At 62.1% G+C, this 25,255-nt stretch carries 26 protein-coding genes; 16 read left to right on the forward strand and 10 right to left on the reverse strand.

The window, feature by feature from the left end; all coding sequences use genetic code 11:
- Positions 1-8: 8 nt before the first annotated feature.
- On the reverse strand, positions 9-575 hold the full coding sequence (gene dcd / locus PH586_RS20000) for a dCTP deaminase (RefSeq protein ID WP_238043021.1): 567 nt from the start codon (positions 573-575) through the stop codon (positions 9-11).
- Positions 576-901: 326 nt separating this feature from the next.
- On the opposite strand from dcd, the gene PH586_RS20005 reads away from it, so the two are divergent.
- The gene (locus tag PH586_RS20005) at positions 902-1,111 is read left to right on the forward strand and encodes a cold-shock protein (RefSeq protein ID WP_079202733.1); all 210 of its coding nucleotides are present in this window, start codon (positions 902-904) and stop codon (positions 1,109-1,111) included.
- A 107-nt stretch (positions 1,112-1,218) separates the two neighbouring features.
- On the opposite strand, the gene apbC is transcribed toward PH586_RS20005, so the two are convergent.
- The gene (gene apbC / locus PH586_RS20010) at positions 1,219-2,310 is read right to left on the reverse strand and encodes an iron-sulfur cluster carrier protein ApbC (RefSeq protein WP_271349560.1); all 1,092 of its coding nucleotides are present in this window, start codon (positions 2,308-2,310) and stop codon (positions 1,219-1,221) included.
- Positions 2,311-2,508: 198 nt separating this feature from the next.
- Between apbC and metG the strand changes: the two genes are divergently transcribed.
- The 9 genes from metG (at position 2,509) to PH586_RS20055 (ending at position 11,862) form a co-directional block, all read left to right on the forward strand.
- Complete coding sequence (gene metG / locus PH586_RS20015) at positions 2,509-4,551, forward strand: methionine--tRNA ligase (RefSeq protein WP_271349561.1); 2,043 nt, start codon at positions 2,509-2,511, stop codon at positions 4,549-4,551.
- Positions 4,552-4,709: 158 nt separating this feature from the next.
- Positions 4,710-5,294: an electron transport complex subunit RsxA gene (rsxA, locus tag PH586_RS20020; RefSeq protein ID WP_271349562.1), complete on the forward strand. Its 585-nt coding sequence runs from the start codon at positions 4,710-4,712 to the stop codon at positions 5,292-5,294.
- Positions 5,291-5,866 (forward strand): electron transport complex subunit RsxB, encoded by a 576-nt coding sequence (gene rsxB, locus PH586_RS20025; protein WP_271349563.1) that lies wholly within the window; start codon positions 5,291-5,293, stop codon positions 5,864-5,866. The genes rsxA and rsxB overlap by 4 nt, the downstream gene beginning before the upstream one ends.
- Positions 5,863-8,328 carry an electron transport complex subunit RsxC gene (gene rsxC / locus PH586_RS20030; RefSeq protein ID WP_271349564.1) on the forward strand — a complete coding sequence of 822 codons (2,466 nt, stop codon included), beginning with the start codon at positions 5,863-5,865 and terminating at the stop codon, positions 8,326-8,328. Before rsxB ends, rsxC begins: the two co-directional genes overlap by 4 nt.
- A gap of 98 nt (positions 8,329-8,426) precedes the next feature.
- Positions 8,427-9,458, forward strand: coding sequence for an RnfABCDGE type electron transport complex subunit D (locus PH586_RS20035; protein WP_271349565.1), 1,032 nt, complete (start codon positions 8,427-8,429; stop codon positions 9,456-9,458).
- 2 nt (positions 9,459-9,460) lie between these two features.
- Positions 9,461-10,225, forward strand: coding sequence for an electron transport complex subunit RsxG (rsxG, locus tag PH586_RS20040; protein WP_271349566.1), 765 nt, complete (start codon positions 9,461-9,463; stop codon positions 10,223-10,225).
- Positions 10,222-10,935, forward strand: coding sequence for an electron transport complex subunit E (locus PH586_RS20045; RefSeq protein ID WP_271349567.1), 714 nt, complete (start codon positions 10,222-10,224; stop codon positions 10,933-10,935). The genes rsxG and PH586_RS20045 overlap by 4 nt, the downstream gene beginning before the upstream one ends.
- Positions 10,932-11,570 carry an endonuclease III gene (gene nth / locus PH586_RS20050; RefSeq protein WP_271349568.1) on the forward strand — a complete coding sequence of 213 codons (639 nt, stop codon included), beginning with the start codon at positions 10,932-10,934 and terminating at the stop codon, positions 11,568-11,570. Before PH586_RS20045 ends, nth begins: the two co-directional genes overlap by 4 nt.
- Positions 11,571-11,676: 106 nt before the next feature.
- A complete protein-coding gene (locus PH586_RS20055; RefSeq protein WP_238043031.1) occupies positions 11,677-11,862 on the forward strand; it encodes a PA3496 family putative envelope integrity protein in 186 nt (61 codons plus the stop codon).
- A gap of 91 nt (positions 11,863-11,953) precedes the next feature.
- Here the strand turns inward: PH586_RS20055 and gloA are convergent, their stop codons facing one another.
- From gloA to PH586_RS20070, 3 genes are all read right to left on the reverse strand, one after another.
- Entirely contained in the window at positions 11,954-12,346 is a 393-nt protein-coding gene (gene gloA, locus PH586_RS20060) for a lactoylglutathione lyase (RefSeq protein ID WP_271349569.1), read from the reverse strand.
- Between the two features lie 94 nt (positions 12,347-12,440).
- A complete protein-coding gene (locus tag PH586_RS20065; protein WP_271349570.1) occupies positions 12,441-13,658 on the reverse strand; it encodes an argininosuccinate synthase in 1,218 nt (405 codons plus the stop codon).
- Positions 13,659-13,814: 156 nt separating this feature from the next.
- Positions 13,815-14,699 (reverse strand): flagellar protein MotY, encoded by an 885-nt coding sequence (locus PH586_RS20070; RefSeq protein ID WP_271349571.1) that lies wholly within the window; start codon positions 14,697-14,699, stop codon positions 13,815-13,817.
- Between the two features lie 240 nt (positions 14,700-14,939).
- Here PH586_RS20070 and pyrC point away from each other — a divergent pair, with 240 nt between their 5' ends.
- Positions 14,940-15,986, forward strand: coding sequence for a dihydroorotase (gene pyrC / locus PH586_RS20075; RefSeq protein ID WP_271349572.1), 1,047 nt, complete (start codon positions 14,940-14,942; stop codon positions 15,984-15,986).
- Positions 15,987-16,048: 62 nt separating this feature from the next.
- Positions 16,049-16,660, forward strand: a complete 612-nt coding sequence (rnt, locus tag PH586_RS20080; RefSeq protein WP_408637013.1) for a ribonuclease T — start codon at positions 16,049-16,051, stop codon at positions 16,658-16,660.
- A 100-nt stretch (positions 16,661-16,760) separates the two neighbouring features.
- Here rnt and PH586_RS20085 read toward each other — a convergent pair whose 3' ends face one another.
- Complete coding sequence (locus PH586_RS20085) at positions 16,761-17,363, reverse strand: peroxiredoxin (protein ID WP_271349574.1); 603 nt, start codon at positions 17,361-17,363, stop codon at positions 16,761-16,763.
- 294 nt (positions 17,364-17,657) lie between these two features.
- Here PH586_RS20085 and PH586_RS20090 point away from each other — a divergent pair, with 294 nt between their 5' ends.
- Positions 17,658-17,876, forward strand: a complete 219-nt coding sequence (locus PH586_RS20090) for a bacterioferritin-associated ferredoxin (protein WP_271349575.1) — start codon at positions 17,658-17,660, stop codon at positions 17,874-17,876.
- Positions 17,877-18,070: 194 nt separating this feature from the next.
- Positions 18,071-18,541, forward strand: a complete 471-nt coding sequence (bfr, locus tag PH586_RS20095; protein ID WP_271349576.1) for a bacterioferritin — start codon at positions 18,071-18,073, stop codon at positions 18,539-18,541.
- A gap of 116 nt (positions 18,542-18,657) precedes the next feature.
- Here the strand turns inward: bfr and grxD are convergent, their stop codons facing one another.
- From grxD to PH586_RS20110, 3 genes are all read right to left on the reverse strand, one after another.
- A complete protein-coding gene (grxD, locus tag PH586_RS20100; protein WP_271349577.1) occupies positions 18,658-18,984 on the reverse strand; it encodes a Grx4 family monothiol glutaredoxin in 327 nt (108 codons plus the stop codon).
- A gap of 118 nt (positions 18,985-19,102) precedes the next feature.
- Positions 19,103-21,211, reverse strand: a complete 2,109-nt coding sequence (locus PH586_RS20105; protein WP_271349578.1) for a molybdopterin oxidoreductase family protein — start codon at positions 21,209-21,211, stop codon at positions 19,103-19,105.
- Positions 21,212-21,359: 148 nt separating this feature from the next.
- Positions 21,360-21,791, reverse strand: coding sequence for a hypothetical protein (locus tag PH586_RS20110; protein WP_271349579.1), 432 nt, complete (start codon positions 21,789-21,791; stop codon positions 21,360-21,362).
- Between the two features lie 332 nt (positions 21,792-22,123).
- Here PH586_RS20110 and argF point away from each other — a divergent pair, with 332 nt between their 5' ends.
- Both argF and PH586_RS20120 read left to right on the forward strand, forming a co-directional pair.
- On the forward strand, positions 22,124-23,044 hold the full coding sequence (gene argF / locus PH586_RS20115) for an ornithine carbamoyltransferase (RefSeq protein ID WP_271349580.1): 921 nt from the start codon (positions 22,124-22,126) through the stop codon (positions 23,042-23,044).
- The gene (locus PH586_RS20120) at positions 23,041-24,150 is read left to right on the forward strand and encodes an ABC transporter ATP-binding protein (protein ID WP_271349581.1); all 1,110 of its coding nucleotides are present in this window, start codon (positions 23,041-23,043) and stop codon (positions 24,148-24,150) included. The genes argF and PH586_RS20120 overlap by 4 nt, the downstream gene beginning before the upstream one ends.
- Positions 24,151-24,318: 168 nt before the next feature.
- Here PH586_RS20120 and PH586_RS20125 read toward each other — a convergent pair whose 3' ends face one another.
- Positions 24,319-25,125, reverse strand: a complete 807-nt coding sequence (locus PH586_RS20125; RefSeq protein ID WP_271349582.1) for a PhzF family phenazine biosynthesis protein — start codon at positions 25,123-25,125, stop codon at positions 24,319-24,321.
- Between the last annotated feature and the right edge of the window lie 130 nt (positions 25,126-25,255).

Below are 25,255 nucleotides of genomic sequence, written 5' to 3' on the forward strand. Positions count from 1 at the left end.
CAGAACGGTCAGGCTTTCGGCAAGGTCACGCCGAGTTGCCCCTGGTACTTGCCGCCGCGATCCTTATAGGACACTTCGCACTCCTCGTCGGACTCGAAAAAGAGCATCTGGGCCACGCCTTCGTTGGCGTAGATCTTCGCCGGCAAGGTGGTGGTATTGGAGAACTCCAGCGTCACATGGCCCTCCCACTCGGGTTCCAGCGGGGTGACGTTGACGATGATGCCGCAGCGCGCGTAGGTGCTCTTGCCCAGGCAGATGGTTAGTACATTGCGCGGGATACGGAAGAATTCGACGGTACGGGCCAGGGCGAAGGAGTTCGGCGGAATGATGCAGACATCGCTTTTTACGTCGACGAAGCTCTTTTCATCGAAATTCTTCGGATCCACGGTGGCCGAGTTGATGTTGGTAAACACCTTGAACTCATCGGCGCAGCGCACATCGTAGCCATAGCTGGACACACCGTAGGAGATCAGCGCCTGACTGCCTTCGGTGCGCACCTGGCGCTCGACGAAAGGCTCGATCATGCCGTGTTCTTGCGCCATGCGGCGAATCCATTTATCCGATTTGATGCTCATGGCGGGCGTCCTGAATAAGCGGGTGATGAAAAAGTGAGCGCATCTTACCGGGGCCGGCGGCAGGGTTCAAAGGCTGTCGACCAACGTCATCACGCAAGCCTGCGCTGTGCTTCGTCCGTCGCCAAATAACAGAAAGGTGTACAGAGCGTTCGCGCTTAGCGTTAAAAACGCGTACAGTAGCGCCACTGTGCTGCATGTGTCACCGCGAATCGCTACTTGATGCCTAGATTTCGATCCAAACATCGTCCGACTCCTAGTACTCGTTGCACTCAGTCCCGGCCTGGGCTTTTCCAGGGCTGTTATTAAAAATTGTTAGGAGACATAACATGTCGAATCGTCAGAATGGTACCGTCAAGTGGTTTAACGATGAGAAAGGCTACGGCTTTATCACTCCGCAATCCGGTGACGACCTGTTCGTACACTTCAAAGCTATCCAGAGCGATGGCTTCAAGAGCCTGAAAGAAGGCCAAGCAGTGACTTTCGTGGCCACCCGTGGTCAGAAAGGCATGCAAGCTGAGGAAGTTCAGGTTGCATAACCTGATCTAACCTCGCTTGAGAAAAAGCCCCGCCATGTGCGGGGCTTTTTTGTGGCCGCTGATCCGTCGCCGACACCGCGCGCACTAGGCGCACGGCGCTGACTCACTCAGTCTTCGCTGACCACGATGCTCGGCATGGCTTGCGCCTGCCGCCCGCCCTGGGCGATACGCGCGCCGACATTGCGGGCGATCTCCTGATAGATCATGGCGATCTGGCTTTCCGGGTCCGCCACGGTGGTTGGCTTGCCGCCGTCGGACTGCATGCGGATGGCCATCGACAGCGGCAAGGACGCCAGCAGGTCGACACCGAACTGCGCCGCCAACTTCTCGCCACCGCCCTCACCGAACAGGTGCTCGGCGTGACCGCAGTTCGAGCAGATGTGCACCGCCATGTTTTCCACCACGCCGAGCACCGGAATATTCACCTTGCGGAACATCTCCACGCCCTTCTTGGCATCCAGCAGCGCCAGATCCTGCGGCGTGGTGACGATCACCGCACCGGACACCGGCACCTTCTGCGCCAGGGTCAGCTGGATGTCGCCGGTGCCTGGGGGCATGTCGACCACCAGATAGTCCAGATCGCCCCAGGCGGTTTGGCTGATCAACTGGATCAGCGCACCGGAGACCATTGGCCCGCGCCATACCACCGGGGTGTTTTCGTCGGTCAGGAAGGCCATCGACATGACCTCAACGCCATGGGCCTCAAGCGGCACGAACCATTTCTGCTCCTTGATCTCGGGTCGCGTGCCCTCTGGGAGGCCAAACATGATGCCCTGGCTCGGCCCATAGATATCCGCATCGAGAATGCCGACCTTGGCCCCTTCGCGCATCAGCGCCAACGCCAGATTGGCGGCGGTGGTCGATTTGCCCACCCCGCCCTTGCCCGAAGCCACCGCGATCACGTTCTTCACGTTGGCCAGGGCCGGTACTTGATCCTGCGCCTTGTGCGCCTCGATCACGCAGTCGACCTGGACCTGCGCACTGTCGACGCCCTCAAGGCTCTCCAGAGCCATCTGCAGCATCTGCGCCCAGCCGCTTTTGAACAGACCAGCGGCGTAACCCAACTGCAGACGCACGCTGACCTTGGCGCCCTGGATATCCACTTCACGCAGACAGCCGGCGCTGACAGGATCCTGCTCAAGGTGGGGATCGATGTATTGGGACAGTGCAGCTTCGATCGCTGCGCGGGTGACGGACATAGAAGACTCCCAGGGAAAGACCGAGTAAAACAGGCGGGCATATTACCCCGTAGGCTGCGCCGTGCGCACCGCCTCTGTGGGCCAGAGTTGCCCTGGCCGATGCAGCGCCACCTGCCCAGACGATCCAGCGGATGAAAAAAATCCGCGCCGGCTATATAGTTGCCGACTTCTTTCGTTATACCAGTGCAGCCGATTCCCATGAGCGAAGCCCGCAAGATTCTCGTTACCAGCGCCCTGCCCTATGCCAATGGCTCGATTCACCTTGGCCATATGCTCGAGTACATCCAGACCGATATGTGGGTGCGTTTCCAGAAGCTGCGCGGCAACCAGGCCATCTATGTGTGCGCCGACGACGCCCATGGCTCAGCGATCATGCTGCGTGCCGAGAAAGAAGGCATCACCCCGGAACAGCTGATTGCCAACGTCAAGGCCGAGCACAGCGCAGACTTTGCTGCTTTTCTGGTGAACTTCGACAACTACCATTCGACCCACTCCGAAGAGAACCGCGAGCTGTCGGCGGACATCTACCTGAAACTGCGCGAGGCCGGGCATATCGCCACCCGCTCGGTGACTCAGTACTTCGACCCGGAAAAGGGCATGTTCCTCGCCGACCGCTTTATCAAGGGCACCTGCCCAAAGTGCGCGGCCGAAGACCAGTACGGCGACAACTGCGAGAAATGTGGCGCCACCTACGAGCCGACCGAGCTGAAGAACCCGCGCTCGGCGATTTCCGGCGCCGTTCCGGAGCTCAGGGACTCCAAGCACTTCTTCTTCAAGCTGCCCGAATTCGAGGCCATGCTGAAACGCTGGACCCGTGGCGGCGCCCTGCAGGAAGCGGTGGCCAACAAGATCGCCGAATGGCTGGACTCCGGCCTGAAGGAATGGGACATCAGTCGCGATGCACCCTACTTCGGCTTCGAGATCCCCGACGAACCCGGCAAGTACTTCTATGTCTGGCTGGACGCTCCCGTTGGCTACATGGCCAGCTTCAAGAATCTCTGCGCGCGCACTCCCGAGCTGGATTTCGACGCGTTCTGGGGCAAGGACTCGACGGCCGAGCTATACCATTTCATCGGCAAGGACATCGTCAACTTCCACGCCCTGTTCTGGCCGGCCATGCTTGAAGGCGCCGGTTTCCGCACGCCGACTGCGGTCAACGTGCATGGCTACCTGACCGTCAACGGCCAGAAGATGTCCAAGTCGCGCGGCACCTTCATCAAGGCGCGCACCTACCTGGATCACCTCAACCCGGAATACCTGCGCTATTACTACGCGGCGAAACTTGGCCGCGGAATTGAAGACCTCGACCTCAACCTCGAAGACTTCGTGCAGAAGGTCAATTCGGACCTGGTCGGCAAGGTGGTCAACATCGCCAGCCGCTGCGCCGGCTTTATCCACAAGGGCAATGCTGGCGTGCTGGTCGCCGGCAACGCCGCACCCGAGCTGACCGAGGCCTTCCAGGCCGCCGCGCCGAGCATCGCCGAGGCCTACGAGGCGCGCGACTTTGCCCGCGCCATGCGCGAGATCATGGGCCTGGCCGACCGCGCCAATGCCTGGATCGCCGACAAGGCGCCCTGGTCCCTGGCCAAACAGGACGGCAAGCAGGACGAGGTGCAGGCCATCTGCGCCCTGGGCATCAACCTGTTCCGTCAGCTGCTGATCTTCCTCAAACCGGTACTGCCGAAACTGGCCGCCGATGCCGAAGCCTTCCTCAATGTTGCGCCGCTGACCTGGAACGACCACCAGAACCTGCTGGCCAACCACCAACTGAATCCGTTCAGCGCCCTGCTGACCCGTATCGAGCCTGCGAAAATCGACGCCATGATCGAAGCCTCCAAAGAAGACCTCGCCGCCAGCCAGACCGACAGCGCGCCACAAGGCAATGGCGAATTGACCAAGGAGCCGCTGGCTGCGGAAATCGCCTTCGACGCCTTTGCCGCGGTCGACCTGCGTATCGCCCTGATCGAGAAGGCCGAGTTTGTCGCAGGCGCCGACAAGCTGCTGCGCCTGAGCCTGGATATCGGCGATGGCAAGCGCAACGTGTTTTCCGGGATCAAGAGCGCCTACCCGGATCCGAGTCAGCTGGAGGGCCGCCTGACCCTCTACGTGGCCAACCTGGCCGCACGCAAGATGAAGTTCGGCGTGTCCGAAGGCATGGTCCTGGCCGCCGGCCCCGGTGGCGAGGAAATCTACCTGCTCAGCCCGGACAGCGGCGCCAAACCGGGCCAGCGGGTCAAGTAACGCCACTGCGGCGTATGGGCGCAGCGTGCCCCAAAACGCTGCGCCAGCCTTATGCAGGCCACTCAGGAACAGTGATCCGGCTTGTATGGCCGGGCAGGCTTCCCGATAATAGACACCCCTTTGCCTACGGCCTTGCCTGTCCACCAACGGAACCCGCAATGACCGAACTCGCCTTGATCATGGTCAGCGCCATACTGGTCAACAACTTCGTGCTGGTGCAATTCCTCGGCCTGTGCCCGTTCATGGGTGTGTCGAAGAAGATCGAGACGGCCATCGGCCTGTCCCTCGCCACCACCTTCGTCCTGACCCTGGCGGCCATGTGCAGCTACCTGATCCAGCATTATGTGCTCGAGCCGCTGGACATCGAATTCCTGCGCACCATCAGTTTCATCCTGGTGATCGCCGTGGTGGTGCAGTTCACCGAAATGGTGGTGAACAAGACCAGTCCGCTGCTGTACCGCGTGCTCGGTATCTTCCTGCCGCTGATCACCACCAACTGCATCGTCCTCGGCGTGGCCCTGCTCAATGCCAACAAGGCCGAGTTCACCTTTATCACCGCCACCGCCAATGGTTTCGCCGCCGGCCTCGGCTTTTCCCTGGTGCTGGTGCTGTTCGCCGCCATGCGTGAGCGCATCGCGATCGCCGACGTGCCGAAAACCTTCCAGGGTGCCGCCATCGGCATGGTCACGGCCGGCCTGATGTCGCTGGCGTTCATGGGCTTTACCGGGCTGATCAAGCTATGAGCCTGTTGCTCAGCGCGGTGCTTGCCCTGCTGGCGCTGTGCCTGGTGGCCGGCGCCATCCTCGGTTTCGCCGCGGTGCGGTTCAAGGTCGAAGGCAACCCGATCGCCGAACAGATCAACGGCCTGCTGCCGCAGACCCAGTGCGGCCAGTGCGGCTATCCAGGCTGCAAGCCCTATGCCGAGGCGATTGCCGGCGGCGACAAGATCAACAAATGCCCACCGGGCGGCGAAGCAACCATCCAGGCCCTGGCCGACCTGCTGGATGTCGAAGCCGAACCGCTGGACGCGGTGGAAGGCGAAAAACCGCAGATGGTCGCCTACATTCGCGAGGCCGAGTGCATCGGCTGCACCAAGTGCATCCAGGCCTGTCCGGTGGACGCCATTGTCGGTGCGGCCAAGCAGATGCACACGGTGATCGTCTCCGAATGCACCGGCTGCGACCTGTGCGTCGAACCCTGCCCGGTGGACTGCATCGACATGATCCAGTTGGGCAGCAGCGTGCAAAGCTGGAAGTGGAGCAAACCCCTGGCACCTGGCCTGTTGATCGCCACCGACCGGGAGCAGGCAGCATGACGGTGATACAACCCCTGGTTTGGGATATCCCCGGCGGCATCCATCCGCCGGAGCGCAAAGAACTCTCCAACCGCACGCCGATCCAGCCCGCGCCGCTGCCCAAGCGCCTGGTGTTGCCGCTCAACCAGCACATCGGCGCCGCCGCCGAGCCGGTGGTGAGCCTCGGCCAACGGGTACTCAAGGGTCAGTTGATCGCCGCCGCCAGCGGTTTCGTCAGCGTGCCGCTGCATGCACCGACCTCCGGCACTGTCAGTTTTATCGGCCCGCAGCCTTATCCACATGTTTCCGGCATGCTCGCCCCGGCCATCGTCATCGACAGCGACGGCCTCGATCAGTGGTGCCCACTGACGCCCTGCCCGGACTACCGCCACCTGGACAACAGCAGCCTGCTGGAGATGATTCGCCAGGCCGGGATCAGCGGCCTGGGCGGCGCCGGTTTCCCCACGGCGGTCAAGCTCAACGCGCGACCGACCCAGAAAATCCATACGCTGGTGATCAACGGCACCGAGTGCGAGCCCTACATCACGGCCGACGATCTGTTGATGCGCGAACGCACCCTGCAGCTGATCTCCGGCATCGACATCATCGCGCAACTGATCCAGCCCGATCAGGTGCTGATCGGCGTCGAAGACAACAAGCCTGAAGCCATCGCCGCACTGCGCGCGGCCTTGAGCGAGCGCAGTTATCAACTGCGGGTCTTCCCGACCAAATACCCCTCGGGCGGCGAGAAGCAACTGATCCAGATTCTCACCGGCGTCGAAGTGCCCAGCGGCGGCCTCCCGGCGGATATCGGCATCCTCTGCCAGAACGTCGGCACCTGCAAAGCCATCCACGATGCCGTGGTGCTCGGCCAACCGCTGATCTCGCGTATCACCACCCTGACCGGCGAGGCTCTGGCGCGCCCCATGAACGTCGAGGTGTTGCTCGGCACCCCGGTCGGCGAACTGCTGGAGTTTGCTGGCCTCGATCGCAGCAAGCTCAACCGCCTGATCATGGGCGGGCCGATGATGGGTTTTACCCTGCCCGACGTCGACGTGCCCCTGGTCAAAACCACCAACTGCCTGCTCGCTGCGACCAGCACCGAATTGCCAGCACCGCCACCGGCCCTGCCCTGCATTCGCTGTGGTGAATGTGCAGAGGTCTGTCCGGCCAGCCTGCTGCCGCAGCAGCTGCACTTCTTTGCCATCGGCCAGGAACACGAGCAGCTCAAGGCGCACAACCTGTTCGACTGCATCGAATGTGGCGCCTGCGCCTATGTCTGCCCGTCGAGCATTCCCTTGGTGCAGTACTACCGTGCGGCCAAGGGCGAAATCCGCGACCTCGAACAAAAGCAGCTCAAGGCCGAGCAGTCCAAGCAGCGCTTCGAGCTGCGTCAGGAGCGCCTGCGCCGCGCCGACGAACAGAAAGAAGCCGAGCGCAAGGCCCGCGCCGAGAAAGCCGCCCGCGCCAAAGCCGCCCAAGCCACAGCGCCAGCGGGCACTGACGATGGCGTGCACACAACCAAGCCGGCCGGCCTCAGCGACGAGCTGAAGAAACTCAAGATCGAAGCCAGCATGGCTCAGGTCGCACTGAAGAAGGCCGAGAAACAACTGGCGACCCACGCCACGCCCGAAATGCAGACCCAGGTCGACCAGCTGCGCCGTGCCGCAACCACCGCACAGCAGGCTCTGGATAACGCCATGGTGGCCAGCCCACCTGCCGCAGCAGCGCCGGCGGCGGACGACGGCGCCCTGAAGAAAGCCAAGATCGACGCGGCCATGCTCCGCGCCCAGCTACGCAAACTGGAAAAACTCGAAGCCCCGGATGACGACCAGCTGGCCGAACTGGCTCGCTTGCGCCAGCAGCTCGAAGAGGCCGAACAGGCCCTCAGCAGCCTGCACAGCCAGGCCGCCCCGCCCGCCCAGCCGGTCGACGACGGCGCCCTGAAGAAAGCCAAGATCGACGCGGCCATGCTCCGCGCCCAGCTACGCAAGCTGGAAAAACTCGAAGCCCCGGATGACGACCAGCTGGCCGAACTGGCTCGCTTGCGCCAGCAGCTCGAAGAGGCCGAACAGGCCCTCAGCAGCCTGCACAGCCAGGCCGCCCCGCCCATCCAGCCGGTCGACGACGGCGCCCTGAAGAAAGCCAAGATCGAACTGGCGATGAAACGCGCCGAGCTGAAAAAAGCCGAGAAAGCCGGCAGCGATGACGTCGAGCTGGGTAATCTGCGCGATGCACTGGCCCAGGCCGAACAGACTCTCCACGCTGCCGAAGCGACGGCCAGCAAGCCTGCGCCAACGCTGCTACGCACGGATAAACAACCGATCGATGAGACCACCCGCGCCCTGAAAACCGAAGTGGCCTTCGCTCGCGCCGACCTGCGCAAACTGGAACGTGACGAGAGCAGCGCTGCCGATGCCCTGATGTCAGCCCGTCAACGCCTGGTTGAAGCCGAACAGAAATTACAGGAACACGCAGGCTAACCGACCCCCGTGGCCCGGAATGCATCCGGGCTGCGATTCTGAACAGCTGTTAAGGCCGCGCACCGCGTGGCCTGCGCAAGACACTAACCGGAGTGCCAATGGCCCTGCCCCGCATCACATCGCCCCACGCCACGGGCAGCAACCGTACCCAGCAGGTGATGCTGCAGGTACTGCTGGCCACCGTGCCGGGGATCCTGGCACTGACCTGGCTGTTCGGCTTCGGCACCCTGACCAACCTGCTCTGGGCCAGCGCTTGCGCCCTGGGCTTCGAGGCAGCGATCCTGAGCCTGCGCCAACGCCCCCTGGGCTTCTTTCTCAAGGACTACAGCGCCCTGGTCACCGCGGTGCTGCTGGCCCTGGCCCTGCCGGCCTATTCACCCTGGTGGCTGACCCTGATCGCCACCGGCTTCGCCATCGTCTTCGGCAAGCAACTGTACGGCGGCCTCGGGCAGAACCCGTTCAACCCGGCGATGCTCGGTTATGTGGTGGTGCTGATCTCCTTCCCGGTGGAAATGACCAGCTGGCCGGCGCCGCACTCGGTCGGCCTGATCGAAGGCCTGCAGCACATTTTCGGCTGGGCCGCCCTGCCCGATGGCTGGACCCAGGCCACCGCGCTGGATGTCATTAAGATCAACAAGAGCCTGACCATGGACGAACTCTGGGCACAACACCCGGCGTTTGGGCACTTCGGCGGCGCCGCGGCTGAAGCGGTCAATCTGGCCTTTCTCGCTGGCGGCCTCTACCTGCTCTACAAGCGGCTGTTCACCTGGCATGCGCCCGTGGGCATGCTCGCCAGCCTGGCCCTCATGAGCCTGCTGTTCTGGCATGGCTCGGGCTCGGACTCCAATGGCTCGCCGCTGTTTCACCTGCTCACCGGCGCGACCATGCTCGGCGCCTTCTTCATTGTCACCGACCCGGTATCCGGCGCCACCAGCAATCGTGGTCGGCTGCTTTTCGGTGCCGGCGTCGGCGTGCTGGTCTACGTGATCCGCGCCTGGGGCGGCTATCCGGATGCCGTGGCCTTCGCCGTGCTGCTGATGAACCTGGCCGCGCCGACCATCGACTATTACACGCGACCGCGCACCTACGGTCACCGCAAGCCTACGCGCGGCTTCAATCTGGGAGAGTGACCATGAATTTCCCGGAAATCAGCCGCTCGATGCTGAAGAACAGCCTGGTCCTCGGATTGTTCGCCGTGGCCACGGTCGGCGGGGTGACGCTGGTGCAACTCGCCACCGCCAAGCAGATCGAAGTGGCCCAGCAACAGGCGCAGATGCGCACCCTGGCCGAAATCCTCCCGACGGACAGCTACGACAATAATCTGCTGGACAACCGCATCGAGGTACTCGACCCCTTGCTGCTCGGCAGCAAGCTGCCGCAATCCGCCTATATCGCCCTGAAGGACCACCAGGCCAGCGCGGTGATCCTTCAGACCACTGCCCCGGACGGTTACAGCGGCAAAATCCGCTTGCTGGTTGGCATTCGCGCCGATGGCCAGTTGGCCGGCGTACGCGCGCTCAGTCACCGCGAAACCCCGGGCCTGGGCGACCGGGTCGAGCTGACGAAAAGCAACTGGATCCTGGGTTTCAACGGCAAATCGCTGAGTGATCCAGGTGAGGCCGGCTGGGCGGTGAAGAAGGATCGCGGCGAATTCGATCAGTTCGCCGGCGCCACCATCACGCCGCGCGCAGTGGTCAAAGCGGTGCATAACGCACTGCTGTATTTCGATCGGCACCGCGCCGAACTGCTGGCCGCCAGCAATACGGACGCGGCCCGCGATACCGCCTTGCGGCACGAGACTGAAGCCAACCCCGAGGTCACCCATTCGCCCGCCGACAGTGCCGCTGGCAGCGCGGGCGACAGCAGCGCCCCTGTTGATCGAGGAACCGCGCCATGAGCAGCCCCAGCTACCGCGACATCACCCTTAACGGCCTGTGGAAGAACAACCCGGCACTGGTTCAGCTGCTCGGTCTCTGTCCGCTGCTCGGGGTCAGCAACTCCACGGTCAACGCCCTGGGCCTGGCCCTGGCCAGTGCGGTGGTACTGATCTGTTCCAACACCGCGGTGTCCCTGGTGCGCGGCGTGGTCAACACCGCCGTGCGTCTGCCGGCCTTCGTGATGATCATCGCCGCCCTGACCACCTGCATCGAGCTATTGATGCAGGCCTACACCTATGAGCTGTACCAGATCCTCGGCATCTTCATCCCGCTGATCACCACCAACTGCGTGATTCTCGGCCGCGCCGACGGTTTTGCGGCGAAGAACGATCCGGGGCGAGCGGCCTATGATGGCCTGGTAATGGGTATCGGTTTCGGTGGGGTGCTGGTCATGATCGGCGCCGTTCGCGAACTGCTCGGCACCGGCTCGCTGTTCGCCAATATGCACCTGCTGTTCGGCCCCGGCGCCGCCGATTGGCAACTGACCCTGATCGCCGACTACAAAGGCTTCCTCCTGGCGATTCTGCCACCAGGCGCCTTCATCGTTCTGGGCCTGCTGATCGCCGGAAAAAACCGCATCGATCAGGTGCTGGCCGAACGAGCCAAGGCACAACAGGTTGATGTGCCGGCGCCAAGCCGACGCGTGCGGGTCACCGGAGTGATCGAGTGAATGCCGCCAAGCGCTACGAAATCTTCCGCCGCCTGCACGAAGACAATCCAGAACCAAGAACCGAGCTGGCCTACAGCTCGCCTTTCGAACTGCTGATCGCCGTCATCCTCTCGGCCCAGGCCACCGACGTCGGGGTGAACAAGGCCACCGCCAAACTGTTTCCCGTCGCCAACACTCCAGAGGCGATCTATGCCCTGGGCGTGGACGGCCTGTCCGAGTACATCAAGACCATTGGTCTATACAACGGCAAGGCGAAGAACGTCATAGAGACCTGCCGCCTGCTGATCGAACGCCACGGCAGCCAAGTGCCGCAGACGCGCGAAGCCCTTGAAGCGCTGCCAGGGGTCGGCCGCAAGACCGCCAACGTGGTGCTCAACACGGCCTTTCGCCAGCTGACCATGGCGGTGGACACGCATATTTTCCGGGTCAGCAACCGCACCGGGATTGCCCCCGGCAAGAATGTGCTCGAGGTGGAAAAGAAGCTGATGAAGTTCGTGCCCAAGGAATTTCTCCTCGATTCGCACCACTGGCTGATCCTCCATGGTCGCTATGTTTGCCTGGCGCGCAAGCCGCGCTGCGGCAGTTGCCGCATCGAAGACCTGTGCGAATACAAGCACAAAACCTCGGACGATTGAGCTTTCAACAGTTCCACGCCTGACCGATAGAAAAAATCTTTTTTACCCGCCCCGCTTTTGCGGCTATAAGGTGCGCAAATGGCCCTTGTAGCCGGGAGTGAAAAACATGAGCACTGGTAAAGAAGACCTCGAGCTCGACGAAGATTTTGTCGCAGAAGATGCCGACGATGGCGATGCCGATGCCCCTGTTGAGGTTGCCAAAACCAACCTGACCAAACGGCGCGTCATCGACAATTTCCTCGAAGAGCGGCGCTTGCACAAACAACTGGCCGAATACGACTTCGACCTTTAGTTCTCACACTCATATGCAAAAGCCCCGCAACGATGCGGGGCTTTTTCGTGGTCGACCGGCCAACTACGCGGCCGGGGCGCGCCAGTAACCGTCAGTCCGCACGCGACGGCGACAGCAACTCGATCTTGTAGCCATCCGGGTCCTCGACGAAGGCCAGGATGCTGCTGCCGTGCTTCATCGGCCCCGGCTCGCGGGTGATCTTGCCGCCACGGGCACGGATGTCGTCACAGGCCTTGTACACGTCCGCCACTTCCAGGGCGATATGGCCGTAGCCTGTACCCTGTTCGTAGCTGTCGACGCCCCAGTTATAGGTCAGCTCGATCACGCTGTTATGCGCCTCGTCACCGTAGCCGACGAAGGCCAGGGTGAACTGGCCGTCCGGGTAATCCTTGCGCCGCAGCAGGGTCATGCCCAGGACGTCGGTGTAGAAGGCGATGGATTTATCCAGATCGCCAACGCGCAGCATGGTGTGCAGTAGCCTCATCGGGTTTCTCCTTGTCCGCGGCCCGCGCTCACGGGCCTGAAATGCAAACCCCGGCTCTAGGCCGGGGTTTGCGGGGGCTTAGGCGCTCAGTCTATCAGAGCAGCTTGCGACCCTTGTTAGCCGCGATGCGCATGCGCAGTGCATTGAGCTTGATGAAGCCGGCCGCATCCTGCTGATCATAGGCGCCGGCATCGTCCTCGAAGGTGGCGATATTGGCATCGAACAGCGAGTCATCGGACTTGCGCCCGGTGATGATCACGTTGCCCTTGTACAGCTTCATGCGCACCACGCCGTTCACGTTGGCCTGGGAAGCGTCGATCATCTGTTGCAGCATCAGACGCTCAGGGCTCCACCAGAAACCGTTGTAGATCAGGCTGGCGTACTTGGGCATCAACTCGTCTTTCAGGTGCGCGACTTCGCGGTCCAGGGTGATCGACTCGATGGCGCGGTGGCCCTTGAGCATGATGGTGCCGCCGGGGGTCTCGTAGCAGCCGCGCGACTTCATGCCGACGAAGCGGTTCTCGACGATATCCAGACGACCGATGCCGTTTTCGCCGCCGATGCGGTTCAGTTCGGCTAGCACGGTGGCCGGGGTCATGGCCTTGCCGTCGATGGCGACGATGTCGCCGGCGCGGTAGGTTAGCTCGATGTAGGTCGCCTTGTCCGGCGCCGCTTCAGGGGACACCGTCCACTTCCACATGTCTTCTTCATGCTCGGTCCAGGTGTCTTCCAGCACGCCGCCTTCATAGGAGATGTGCAGCAGGTTGGCATCCATGGAGTACGGCGACTTCTTCTTGCCGTGACGCTCGATCGGAATTTCGTGCTTGGCGGCATAATCCATCAGTTTTTCGCGCGACAGCAGGTCCCACTCGCGCCAAGGAGCAATCACCTTCACCCCAGGCTTGAGCGCATAGGCGCCCAGCTCGAAACGCACCTGATCGTTGCCCTTGCCGGTGGCGCCATGGGAGATGGCGTCGGCCCCGGTTTCGTTGGCGATTTCGATCAGGCGCTTGGCGATCAGCGGACGGGCGATGGAGGTACCCAGCAGGTACTCGCCTTCGTAGACGGTGTTGGCGCGGAACATCGGGTAGACGAAGTCGCGGACGAATTCTTCGCGCAGGTCGTCGATGTAGACTTCCTTGACGCCCATGGCCTTGGCCTTGGCGCGGGCCGGCTCGACTTCCTCGCCCTGGCCGAGGTCGGCGGTGAAGGTCACCACCTCGCAGTTATAGGTGTCTTGCAGCCACTTGAGGATCACGGAAGTGTCCAGGCCACCGGAATATGCCAGGACTACCTTGTTTACGTCGGCCATGCCAATCAACTCCACGGGGTTGTTCGGGAAAACCCGTGATTCTACTGGTCACGCAGGATGATTTACAGCACTGCGACAGTCTGTGACGACGAAGCGGCAAAGACGGGTATCGGCCCACCCCACTCGTAGCGATTCCGCCCTCCTCTGCAGGCAGCGCTACTGCGGGGTTTCAGACGTTTCATCCGCGCCGGCAACCCGGGCCAACGCGACGCTGACCCGGCGATTTTTCGCGCGATTGACTTCACTGTTATTCGGCACCAGCGGGTAACGCTCGCCATGAAAGCGCAAGGTGATCTGCTCGGCAGGCACGCCATTGGCTTGCAGGTACTCCATCACCGCCAGGGCACGGCGCCGCGACAGGTCACGGTTGGTCAGGCGATTACCGCTGTTATCGGCATGGCCATCGAGCTGGATACGATTGACGCTGGGGTCGGCCTTGAGATAGCTCAGAATGACGTCCAGCTCGGCCTTGGCCTGCGGCGCCAGGTCCACGCCGCCGCCCGGAAAACCGACACGGGATTGGCGGATCTGTTCGAAATTGACCGGCAACAGCTTGGCCGTACAGGCCAGGTAATCGTTGTAGGCCTTGCGAAACCTGACCGGCAGCAAGCGCACTTCAAGGCTATCGCCCGCATGCCGGCTGCGATGGCGGATCAATGGGCTACGCCCCTCCAGCAAACCGCTGAGCAGACGACCGGCCTGTTCCTGAGTACTACTGAAAGGCATCTCCCCGTCGCCAACCCTGACCGAACCCAGGTTGATATCGCCACGTCCCGGCTGCCAGGGGGCGGCGGCCGCCAGCAGCGTTGCCGAACCTGCGCCCAGCCAGCGCTCAGGCACCTGCAGATTGAAGGTCGCCTGCTCGCCGGCCCGGCGCACGAAGACTCCTGCACCGAAATCGGTGATCGGCTGACTCAGGCGGCACTCGAACTGGTCGCCGGCAACCGCCCACTCGACCTTTTCCAGGCGGGTCTGGAAGGTGATGGCTAGTGCTGGCTGACTGGCCAGCAGGCATAACAGGGCGAGGACGGACGATCGCACGGAAGACTCCAGGAAATACCACGTACCCCCTGACTATCGGTGCCATCGGGCAAAACTTGAGCAGCCGATTGCGCCGGCAGGCGCAAGCAAACAACTGCGCACGCCTCGATTCACGGTTGAGCGGTTACTGCGCCTGACTTTAACCCCCCACAGACCATTGCACAGGAACCGCTTTCGGCGTGCCCTGACAGGGCTTTTCCGGTAGCATTCCCTGCACGTTTTGCCCGCCTGGAAACATCCATGACCGACCGCCTCACTTTGCTGCGTCCCGACGACTGGCATATTCACCTGCGCGATGGCGCCGTGCTGGCGCACACTGTCGCCGACGCCGCCCGGACCTTCGCCCGCGCCATCATCATGCCTAATCTGGTGCCGCCGGTACGCAATGCCAGCGAGGCCGATGCCTACCGCCAGCGGATTCTTGCCGCACGCCCGGCAGGCAGTCGTTTCGAACCCCTGATGGTGCTCTATCTCACCGACCTGAGCAGCCCGGCCGATGTGCGCGCCGCCAAGGCCTCGGGCTTTGTGCATGCGGCCAAACTCTACCCGGCCGGTGCCACCACCAACTCCGATTCCGGCGTAACCAGTATCGACAAGATCTTCCCGACCCTCGAAGCCATGGCCGAAATCGGCCTGCCGCTGCTGGTACACGGTGAAGTGACGCGCAGCGAAATCGATGTCTTCGACCGCGAAAAGTTCTTTATCGACGAACAACTGAGCCGGGTGGTCGAGCGTTTCCCGACCCTCAAGGTGGTGTTCGAGCACATCACCACCCGCGATGCGGTCGAGTTCGTCAATGCGGCCTCGGCCAACGTCGGGGCCACCATCACCGCCCACCACCTGCTGTACAACCGCAACCACATGCTGGTTGGCGGAATCCGCCCGCACTTCTACTGCCTGCCGATCCTCAAGCGCAACGTGCACCAGGAAGCCCTCCTCGACGCCGCCACCAGCGGCAGCGCCAAGTTCTTCCTCGGCACCGACTCGGCGCCCCATGCCCGGCACGCCAAGGAAGCCGCCTGCGGTTGCGCCGGCTGCTACAGCGCCTATGCCGCCATCGAGCTGTATGCCGAAGCGTTCGAGCAGCGCAATGCCCTGGACAAGCTCGAAGCCTTCGCCAGCCAGCATGGCCCCGACTTCTACGGCCTGCCGCGCAACAGCGACAGCATCACCCTGGTTCGTCAGGACTGGGTCGTACCTGGCGAATTGCCGCTGGGCGAACAAACCGTAATCCCGCTGCGCGCTGGTGAAAAACTGCGCTGGCGCCTGCTGGAGGACAACGCGTGAACGGCGAACATTTCGACACCGAACTGGATCACCCGAATACAGGCAGCAGCTCACGTCATCCGATGGCGGAACGCTTTCGCGGCTATCTGCCGGTCGTGGTGGACGTGGAGACCGGCGGCTTCAATTGCGCCACCGATGCCCTGCTGGAAATCGCCGCCACCACCATTGGCATGGATGAAGGCGGCTTCCTCTACCCCGAGCACACCCTGTTTTTTCGCGTCGAACCCTTCGCCGGCGCCAATATCGAGCAGGCAGCCCTGGACTTCACCGGGATCAAGCTCGATCACCCGCTGCGCATGGCCGTCAGCGAAGAACACGCGCTGACCGAGATCTTCCGCAGCCTGCGCAAGTCGCTGAAAGCCAACGGCTGCAAACGAGCGATCCTGGTGGGGCATAACAGCAGCTTCGACCTCGGCTTCCTCAATGCTGCCGTCGCGCGCTGCGACATGAAGCGCAACCCCTTCCACCCCTTCTCCAGCTTCGACACCGCCACCCTCGCCGGCCTCGCCTACGGCCAGACCGTACTGGCCAAGGCCTGCCAGGCTGCCGATATCGACTTCGATGGCCGCGAAGCCCACTCGGCACGCTACGACACCGAAAAAACCGCCGAACTGTTCTGCGGCATCGTTAACCGCTGGAAGGAAATGGGCGGCTGGCACGACTTCGACAACTGACGCCTGCTTGCATCCGCGGGACCACCGCCAGCTGGTGCCTAAAGATTGCACCCACAAAAAAACCGGCGCGAGCCGGTTTTTTTGTGCGCCGCAGCATGCCTTACAGGCTGGCGGCGTTCTCGGTCAGGTACTTGGCCACGCCTTCCGGCGAGGCGACCATGCCTTTGTCGCCTTTGATCCAGTTGGCCGGGCACACTTCGCCATGCTCTTCGGTGAACTGCAGGGCATCGACCAGACGCAACAGCTCGTCCATGTTGCGGCCCAGCGGCAGGTCGTTGACGATCTGCGACCGCACAACGCCATTCAAGTCGATCAGGAACGCGCCCCGGAAGGCCACGCCGTCTTCGGACTCGACGTCGTAGGCCTTGCAGATGTCGTGATTGATGTCGGCCGCCAGGGTGTACTTGACCGGGCCAATGCCGCCTTTTTCTACCGGGGTGTTGCGCCAGGCATTGTGGGTGAAGTGCGAGTCGATCGACACGCCAATCACTTCGACGTTACGTTCCTGGAACTCGGGAATGCGGCGATCCAGAGCGATCAGCTCGGATGGGCAAACGAAGGTGAAATCCAGCGGATAGAAGAACACCAGGCCGTATTTACCCTTGATCGCCGAGGACAGGCTGAAACTATCGACGATTTCGCCATTGCCGAGTACAGCAGCAACATCAAAATCAGGGGCTTTCTTACCTACGAGTACGCTCATTGAATTTCTCCTTGAGTCATGGATCAGGTGCGAGCCGCTTTAACCTTGAGGCGGCCTGACGACCGTATGATGACAACGCCCGCACCCGCTGGGCCGGCCATCATACACGTCGATTTTCAGCCTCGCCCAGCGCTTTTCTGAGCGCAGGCCCAGGCCGTTTCCCAGCCCCACCACCACCGCGGGCCTGCTGCAGCCGGCATCGATCGCCAGCCTCGGGCAAGAGTTTTGACAAGCATTCTCATTAGCATTAGTATCGAGCGCAACCAACCACTGCCCTGCGACGAGTCTTATCCCATGTATGTCTGTCTCTGCGAAGGTGTCACCGACCATCAAATCCGCGATGCAATCTTTGAAGGTTGCTGCAGCTACCGTGATGTGCGCACGACCCTCGGCGTCGCCAGTCAATGCGGCAAATGTGCCTGCCTGGCCAAGCAAGTGGTTCGCGAAACCCTCAGCGAAGTGCAGAGCAGTCAGGCCGCCTTGGCCCGTCCAGCGAATTTCGTCGCGGCCTAGGCACTCGATGTAAAAAACCGGGCCACGCGCCCGGTTTTTTTATACTCGAAATTCAAGAGCTTAGGTCTTTGGCAGGGAGGGAATAGTTCTGATTGATAGTTATTTATGTCTAGATTTCAGACACTTAGATTTGACAGACGCTATTACCCGGCCCAAGATTTCCTATCAACTTTCCCAGCAAGGCAGCTCAGACCATGAAAGGCGACAAGAAAGTCATCCAGCATCTGAACAAGGTCCTCGGTAACGAGTTGGTCGCCATCAACCAATACTTCCTGCATGCGCGCATGTACGAAGACTGGGGCCTGAAGAAACTCGGCGAACACGAGTACCACGAGTCCATCGACGAGATGAAGCATGCGGACAAGCTGATCAAGCGCGTCCTCTTCCTCGAAGGCCTGCCGAACGTGCAGGATCTCGGCAAGCTGCTGATCGGTGAAAACACCAAGGAAATGCTCGAGTGCGACCTGAAGATCGAGCACAAGGCGCATATCGATCTGAAGGCGGCGATTGCCTATTGCGAAAGCATCGGCGACTACGCCAGTCGCGATCTGCTGAAAGAGATCCTCTGCTCGGAAGAAGAACACATCGACTGGCTGGAAACCCAACTGGGCCTTATCGACAAGGTGGGCATGGAAAACTACCTGCAGTCGCAGTTGGACGACTGAGCCTTAACCAGACACAAGAGAAACGGGAGCCTCTGGCTCCCGTTTTTTATGCACGCCGACAACCCGCCAGGCAGAAAAAACCCCGCCGTAGCGGGGTTTCTCGGGACACCGGCGACTCAGGCGTCGGTTTTTTGCATGGCGCTCTTGATCAGGGTCTGCAGTTCACCGTTCTCGAACATCTCGGCCACGATGTCGCTGCCACCAACCAGTTCACCGCCAACCCAGAGCTGCGGGAAGGTCGGCCAGTTGGCGTACTTCGGCAGATTGGCGCGGATTTCCGGGTTCTGCAGGATGTCGACATAGGCGAATTTCTCGCCACAAGCCATCACGGCTTGTGCAGCTTTGGAGGAAAAGCCGCACTGCGGGGCATTCGGCGAGCCTTTCATGTACAGCAGAACAGTGTTGTTGGCGATCTGCTCTTTGATGGTTTCGATGATATCCATGGGGCACCTCAGGTCTAAACTTCCCGACTCACGGGTCGGCACGTTGGCGGCATTGTAGCGAAAAGCCGAGCGCAATGCTCGGCCTTGGCTCGACCGACTCCGCCGAGTGGTTAGGGAGTCAGGCGGCACAGACCTCGACCGGCACGCCATTGAGCGCGGCATTGCCGGACAAGGCATCGAGCTGGCGCTCGTCGGTCAGGTCGTTGGCGCTGGCGCCGGGTTGAGCGCTGGCTATGGCCAATTGTACGCCGGGGCGTGCATGCCCCCAACCGTGGGGCAGACTGACCACACCGGGCATCATCTCGTCGCTGGCGGCGACTTCCACTTCGATGCTGCCGACCCGCGAACGCACGCTGACCAACTGGCCGTCGGCCAAGCCGCGCTGGTGCAGATCCGCCGGATTCATCAACAGTTGATGGCGCGGCTTGCCCTTCACCAGGCGATGGTAATTGTGCATCCAGGAGTTATTGCTGCGCACATGGCGACGACCGATCAGCAGCAACTGGTCGGCCTCGGGCAGCGGCTGCGCAGTGAAGCGCGGCAGGTCGCTCAAGAGCAAGGCCGGTGCGGCCTGGACATGCTGATCCGGGGTGCGCAAGCGTGCCACCAGGTTGGGCTTGAGCGCACCCAGGTCGATACCGTGAGGATAGTCCAGCAGGGTGGCCAGGGACAGCTGCTGCTCGGACTTGTCGCCATAGCGGCCCGCACGCAGCCCCATGTCGATAATTTTCGCCGGTTCCATTGTCGGCTTCAGCTCGACACCGAGCTTGCCGGCAAAGGCCTTGGCCAGGCCAACGAAGATTTCCCAGTCGTGCAACGTACCGGCCGGCTTGTCCAGCACCGGCAGGTTGAAGCGGGCGACGTTGCGCACAGCGAAGCTGTTGAAGGTCATGTCGTAGTGATCATGCTCCAGCGGCCCGGTGGGCGGCAGGATCAGGTCGGCGTAGCGGGTGGTTTCGTTGATATAGGTGTCGATGCTGAGCATGAACTCCAGGCCGTCCAGTGCCTGTTCCAGCTGGACGCCGTTGGGGGTCGAGAGCACCGGGTTGCCGGCGACCGTGACCAGGGCACGAATCTGCCCCTCGCCCGGCGTCAGCATTTCTTCGGCCAGGGCCGCCACCGGCAGTTCGCCGCTATATTCCGGCAGGCCGGAAACACGGCTGCGCCAGCGGTCGAAGTGGGTACCGGAACTGCCGGTGGTCAGGTCGATGGCGGCTTCGGTGCACAGCACCCCGCCCTCGCGGTCGAGGTTGCCGGTGACCAGGTTGATCAACTGGATCAGCCAATGGCACAGCGTGCCAAAGGCCTGGGTGGAAACGCCCATGCGGCCATAGCACACCGCCTTGTCCGCCGCGGCGAAGTCGCGGGCCAACTGGCGAATGCTGTCGGCCGGTACACCGCAACGCGCGCTCATGGCCTCGGCGGTAAAGCCGGCGATGGCTGCACGGGCCTCGTCCAAGCCGGCGACCGGCAGATGGCTGGTGCGCGTCAGGCCTTCCTCGAACAGGGTATTGAGCAGGCCGAACAGCAGCGCGGCATCCTCGCCCGGACGCACGAACACATGCTGATCGGCAATCGCCGCGGTTTCGCTGCGGCGCGGGTCGACCACCACCACTTTGCCGCCGCGCGTCTTGATCGCCTTCAGGCGTTTCTCCACATCCGGCACGGTCATGATGCTGCCATTGGAGGCCAGCGGGTTGCCGCCGAGAATCAGCATGAAGTCGGTGTGGTCGATGTCCGGAATCGGCAACAGGAAACCGTGGCCGTACATCTGCAGGCTGACCAGGTGATGGGGCAATTGGTCCACCGAGGTGGCGGAGAAGCGGCTGCGCGTTTTCAGCAGGCCGAGAAAGTAGTTACTGTGGGTCAACAACCCGTAGTTATGCACACTGGGGTTACCCTGATAGCAGGCCACGGCATTGGCACCATGTCGCGCCTGGATAGCACTGAGACGCTCGGCAACCAGGGCAAAGGCCTCGTCCCATTCGATCGCCTGCCATTCGCTGCCGACCCGGCGCATGGGCTGGCGCAAACGGTCGGGATCGTTCTGAATGTCCTGCAGGGCCACGGCCTTAGGGCAGATATGACCGCGACTGAAGCTGTCCTGGGCATCACCCTTGATCGAACGGATCTGCGTTGAGCCGTCAGCCAGGGTTTCGGTTTCGATGGTCAAGCCGCAGATGGCTTCGCACAGATGGCACGCACGGTGATGGAGGGTCTTGGTCATGGCCTAGCCTCATATTCTTGTTCAATACGACCGCAATGGTCGGCACGAACATGACTATGGAGACTGGAAAGGAACTGCGCCAGCAGCGTTCGTTTCATGAATCGACCGGCATCAGGCCGACCGATTCATAGGTGCAAACAACTGGTCCTTAGCGGATAGCGATCACGGTGCCTTTCTTACCGGTCACTTTTACGTTAACGGTTTTGTAGACCAGGTAATCCTCAACGCTCACTTCGTAACGCGGTGCAACGATCAGATCGGCACCCGAAGACATGACGGCCTTGTAAGCAGCTGCGGACTTGGCGGAAGCAACCGGGTCGATACCCAGTGCGAAACCACCTTCGCCACCACCATAGGTCACGCCATCGGCGAACTGAGTGTCGCCACCCAGCTTGATCACATTGAACAAGATGTTCACCGAGGATTGACCCGTGATGGTCTCGCCTACTTTCACATCGGCCTTCAGGTTGGTAGTCACTTCACCATTGAGCGGCGCAGTCGGTTGACTAACGTTCTGGCTGGCACAGCCAGTCAACAGGGCGAGGGCAGAGAGCGTGGCGATAGTTGCGATGCGTTTCATGCAAAACTCCTTTGCATTACATTCCATGGATACCCCATTGCGGGGGCACTGCATTGCCTCGAAAAGGCGCGGGCATCCTAGAAGCCATGCATCGCCTGGACAAGCACAGATGTCAGAAATATGACATCTCGCACAGCGAAAGAGGTAAATGCTTACACGGCACCGACTTATCCATGGCCGACAGGACAATTTGCGCCTGCTCGTCATTTGCTTATAAGATCGCGCCTTCCCCGTTTCGTCGCACTGTGCGGCTCCCAGCCGCAGGTTCTGCCGTTTCCACTGTTAAATCCGGCCCTTGAACCTGCGCCCAGCTGTCAAAAAGGTAGTTAACCATGAGCGCAAGACACTTTCTCTCGCTGAAGGACTGCACACCGCAAGAACTGGTGAGCCTGATCCGCCGCGGCATAGAGCTTAAGGACTTGCGCAACCGTGGCGTGCTGTTCGAGCCGCTGAAGAACCGCGTACTGGGGATGATCTTCGAGAAGGCCTCGACCCGCACGCGCCTGTCCTTTGAAGCCGGCATGATCCAGCTCGGTGGCCAAGCGATCTTCCTCTCGCCCCGCGACACACAGCTGGGGCGCGGCGAACCCATCGCCGATGCCGCCAAGGTCATGTCGCGCATGCTCGATGCGGTGATGATCCGCACCTTCGCCCACAGCAACCTGATCGAATTCGCCTCCAACTCGCTGGTGCCGGTGATCAATGGCCTGTCCGACGACTTGCACCCCTGCCAGCTGCTGGCCGATATGCAGACGTTCCTCGAGCACCGCGGCAATATCGCCGGCAAGACGGTGACCTGGATCGGCGACGGCAACAACATGTGCAATTCCTATATAGAAGCCGCGCAGCAATTCGACTTCCAACTGCGCATAGCCTGCCCCGAAGGCTATGAGCCGCCCCCCGAGTTCCTGGCTCAAGCCGCGGATCGGGTACAGATCTTCCGCGACCCGCGCGAGGCGGTAGCCGGTGCGCACCTGGTGAGCACCGATGTCTGGGCCTCGATGGGCCAGGAAGAAGAAATCGCCGAGCGCCTCAAGCTGTTCGCCCCCTATCAGGTCAACCGCGCCCTGCTCGATACCGCCGCCGAAGACGTGCTGTTCCTGCATTGCCTGCCTGCCCATCGCGGCGAGGAGATCAGCGAAGACCTGCTCGACGACCCGCGCTCGGCAGCCTGGGATCAGGCCGAGAACCGCCTGCATGCGCAGAAGGCCCTGCTCGAATTTCTGGTCGAGCCGGCGTACCACCACGCATGAGCCACCCCCTGCTGCTGAATTTGCGCGACTTAAGCTGCGGCTACCCCGGACACAAGGTGGTGCAGAATCTCCACCTGCACCTCAACGCCGGCGACATCGGTTGCCTGCTCGGCCCCTCAGGCTGCGGCAAGACCACCACCCTGCGCGCCATCGCCGGCTTCGAACCGGTACTCGAGGGCGAGATTCAACTGGCCGACGAGGTGATCTCGCGCGCCGGTTTCACCCTGGCGCCGGAGAAGCGCCGGATCGGCATGGTGTTCCAGGACTACGCGCTGTTCCCGCACCTGAGCGTGGCGGAAAACATTGCCTTCGGCATCCGCCAGCAGACCAACTGCGAACGCACCACCGGCGAGCTGCTGGAGCTGGTCAAGCTCAGCCATCTGAGCAAGCGCTATCCCCACGAGTTGTCCGGCGGCCAGCAACAGCGTGTGGCCCTGGCCCGCGCATTGGCTCCGGAGCCACGCCTGCTGCTGCTCGACGAACCATTTTCCAACCTCGATGGCGAGTTGCGCCGACGCTTGAGCCATGAGGTTCGCGATATCCTCAAAGCCCGCGGCACCAGTGCGATTCTGGTGACCCATGACCAGGAAGAAGCCTTCGCCGTCAGCGATCATGTCGGCGTCTTTCATGAGGGCCGGCTGCAGCAGTGGGACACCCCGTACAACCTGTACCACGAACCCCTGACCCCCTTCGTCGCCAGCTTTATCGGTCAGGGCTACTTCATTCGCGGCCAGTTGCTCAGCCCGGACACGGTGCAGACCGAGCTGGGCCTGATTCGCGGCAATCGCGCCTATACCTGGGCGAGCGGCAGCGCAGTGGATGTGCTGCTGCGCCCGGACGACATCGTCTACGCCCCGGACAGCGAGCTGAAAGCACTGATCGTCGGCAAGACCTTCCTCGGCGCCGCCACCCTGTATCGCCTGCAACTGGCCACCGGCAGCCTGCTCGAATCGCTGTTCCCCAGCCATGCCGACCACCGCCCTGGCGAACAGGTCGGCATTCGTGTGGCGGCCGATCACCTGGTGGTGTTCCCCGCCCCCGGCAGCATCGCCGCCCACGTCAACCTCGGCGATTCCAGCGTGCGCCGCTTCAGCAGCGCCAGCTGAGTCCGGGCGCAGGATGAGTGCCGGCGCTCAACGCGGCACGGCCTGCGGGTAGGGCGGTCCGGGCGGCGTTCCAATAAGCGCGCAGCGACAACCCGCCAGCTTTGCCCCGCGCCTATCAACCCTGGCGCGCTGCCTGCGGCGAATGACACCTGCGGCGGGTTCGGGCCGCTAATCCTCGCTCAAGTACAAGCGGCCGCTGGCCACCAACAGCGCCTGACCGGCGATCTTGACGCGCTCGCCTTCCAGCCGGCAGTGCAACTCGCCGCCCCGGGCCGAACACTGGTAGGCACTCAGCTCGATCTTGCCCAAGCGCTCGGCCCAATAGGGCGTGAGCATGCAATGGGTCGAGCCGGTGACCGGGTCTTCATTGATGCCGATTGCCGGGGCAAAGTAGCGCGAGACGAAATCATGCCGTTCGCCTGGCGCCGAGATCAGCACACCCAAGCCCGGCAACTCGGCCAGGGCTGGCAAGTTCGGCCTGAACGCACGCACCTCGGCTTCCGACGCCAGGATCACCAGCAGTTCCTGGATGCCCTGCTGGCCTTGCAGTGCCAATAATCCGTGCACCGGCATGCCCATGGCCTGCTCGACCTGCGCGGTCAACTCACAGGGCTCGGCCCTGCGCAGCGGGAAATCCAGCACCAGCCGGCCCGCCTCGCGACTCACCCGCAGGGCGCCGGACAGACACGTAAAGTCGATGTACTCACCCGGCTCGGCATAGCATTCGAACAGCACCTGGGCACTCGCCAGGGTGGCGTGCCCGCACAAGGGCACCTCGGCGAGCGGGGTAAACCAGCGGATATGCCAGACGGCGCCCTCCTTCACCAGAAACGCGGTTTCCGCCAGGTTGTGCTCCGCGGCGATCTGCTGCATCAGCGTGTCGCTGAGCCAGCTGTCCAGGCGATAGACCATGGCCGGGTTACCGGCGAAAGGGCGATTGGTGAAGGCGTCGACCTGATGGAATTCGAGTTGCATGGGTGAAACTCCTGGCATGTGTAAGGCCTAGCATGCCGTGAGCGCCGGCATGGCGCCCGCTACAGTCGCCCCGGATAACGCCATTACAGCTGCACTGTATCAATGCGCAACGAACGCGGACGGTGCGTGA

This window comes from Pseudomonas aestuarii, assembly GCF_027988105.1.
Classification (GTDB): Bacteria; Pseudomonadota; Gammaproteobacteria; order Pseudomonadales; family Pseudomonadaceae; genus Aquipseudomonas; species Aquipseudomonas aestuarii.

Bases quoted from the DNA above. Each gene is read 5' to 3' on its own strand.
- PH586_RS20120 (WP_271349581.1), top strand. From the start codon at position 23,041: ATGAGCCACCCCCTGCTGCTGAATTTGCGCGACTTAAGCTGCGGCTAC.
- PH586_RS20005 (WP_079202733.1), top strand. From the start codon at position 902: ATGTCGAATCGTCAGAATGGTACCGTCAAGTGGTTTAACGATGAGAAA.
- PH586_RS20035 (WP_271349565.1), top strand. From the start codon at position 8,427: ATGGCCCTGCCCCGCATCACATCGCCCCACGCCACGGGCAGCAACCGT.
- PH586_RS20125 (WP_271349582.1), bottom strand. From the start codon at position 25,125: ATGCAACTCGAATTCCATCAGGTCGACGCCTTCACCAATCGCCCTTTC.
- argF (WP_271349580.1), top strand. From the start codon at position 22,124: ATGAGCGCAAGACACTTTCTCTCGCTGAAGGACTGCACACCGCAAGAA.
- PH586_RS20085 (WP_271349574.1), bottom strand. From the start codon at position 17,363: ATGAGCGTACTCGTAGGTAAGAAAGCCCCTGATTTTGATGTTGCTGCT.
- PH586_RS20045 (WP_271349567.1), top strand. From the start codon at position 10,222: ATGAGCAGCCCCAGCTACCGCGACATCACCCTTAACGGCCTGTGGAAG.
- rsxG (WP_271349566.1), top strand. From the start codon at position 9,461: ATGAATTTCCCGGAAATCAGCCGCTCGATGCTGAAGAACAGCCTGGTC.
- PH586_RS20105 (WP_271349578.1), bottom strand. From the start codon at position 21,211: ATGACCAAGACCCTCCATCACCGTGCGTGCCATCTGTGCGAAGCCATC.
- pyrC (WP_271349572.1), top strand. From the start codon at position 14,940: ATGACCGACCGCCTCACTTTGCTGCGTCCCGACGACTGGCATATTCAC.
- bfr (WP_271349576.1), top strand. From the start codon at position 18,071: ATGAAAGGCGACAAGAAAGTCATCCAGCATCTGAACAAGGTCCTCGGT.
- PH586_RS20065 (WP_271349570.1), bottom strand. From the start codon at position 13,658: ATGGCCGACGTAAACAAGGTAGTCCTGGCATATTCCGGTGGCCTGGAC.
- rsxB (WP_271349563.1), top strand. From the start codon at position 5,291: ATGAGCCTGTTGCTCAGCGCGGTGCTTGCCCTGCTGGCGCTGTGCCTG.
- rsxC (WP_271349564.1), top strand. From the start codon at position 5,863: ATGACGGTGATACAACCCCTGGTTTGGGATATCCCCGGCGGCATCCAT.
- apbC (WP_271349560.1), bottom strand. From the start codon at position 2,310: ATGTCCGTCACCCGCGCAGCGATCGAAGCTGCACTGTCCCAATACATC.
- PH586_RS20055 (WP_238043031.1), top strand. From the start codon at position 11,677: ATGAGCACTGGTAAAGAAGACCTCGAGCTCGACGAAGATTTTGTCGCA.
- PH586_RS20110 (WP_271349579.1), bottom strand. From the start codon at position 21,791: ATGAAACGCATCGCAACTATCGCCACGCTCTCTGCCCTCGCCCTGTTG.
- PH586_RS20090 (WP_271349575.1), top strand. From the start codon at position 17,658: ATGTATGTCTGTCTCTGCGAAGGTGTCACCGACCATCAAATCCGCGAT.
- metG (WP_271349561.1), top strand. From the start codon at position 2,509: ATGAGCGAAGCCCGCAAGATTCTCGTTACCAGCGCCCTGCCCTATGCC.
- rsxA (WP_271349562.1), top strand. From the start codon at position 4,710: ATGACCGAACTCGCCTTGATCATGGTCAGCGCCATACTGGTCAACAAC.
- rnt (WP_408637013.1), top strand. From the start codon at position 16,049: ATGGCGGAACGCTTTCGCGGCTATCTGCCGGTCGTGGTGGACGTGGAG.
- dcd (WP_238043021.1), bottom strand. From the start codon at position 575: ATGAGCATCAAATCGGATAAATGGATTCGCCGCATGGCGCAAGAACAC.
- gloA (WP_271349569.1), bottom strand. From the start codon at position 12,346: ATGAGGCTACTGCACACCATGCTGCGCGTTGGCGATCTGGATAAATCC.
- grxD (WP_271349577.1), bottom strand. From the start codon at position 18,984: ATGGATATCATCGAAACCATCAAAGAGCAGATCGCCAACAACACTGTT.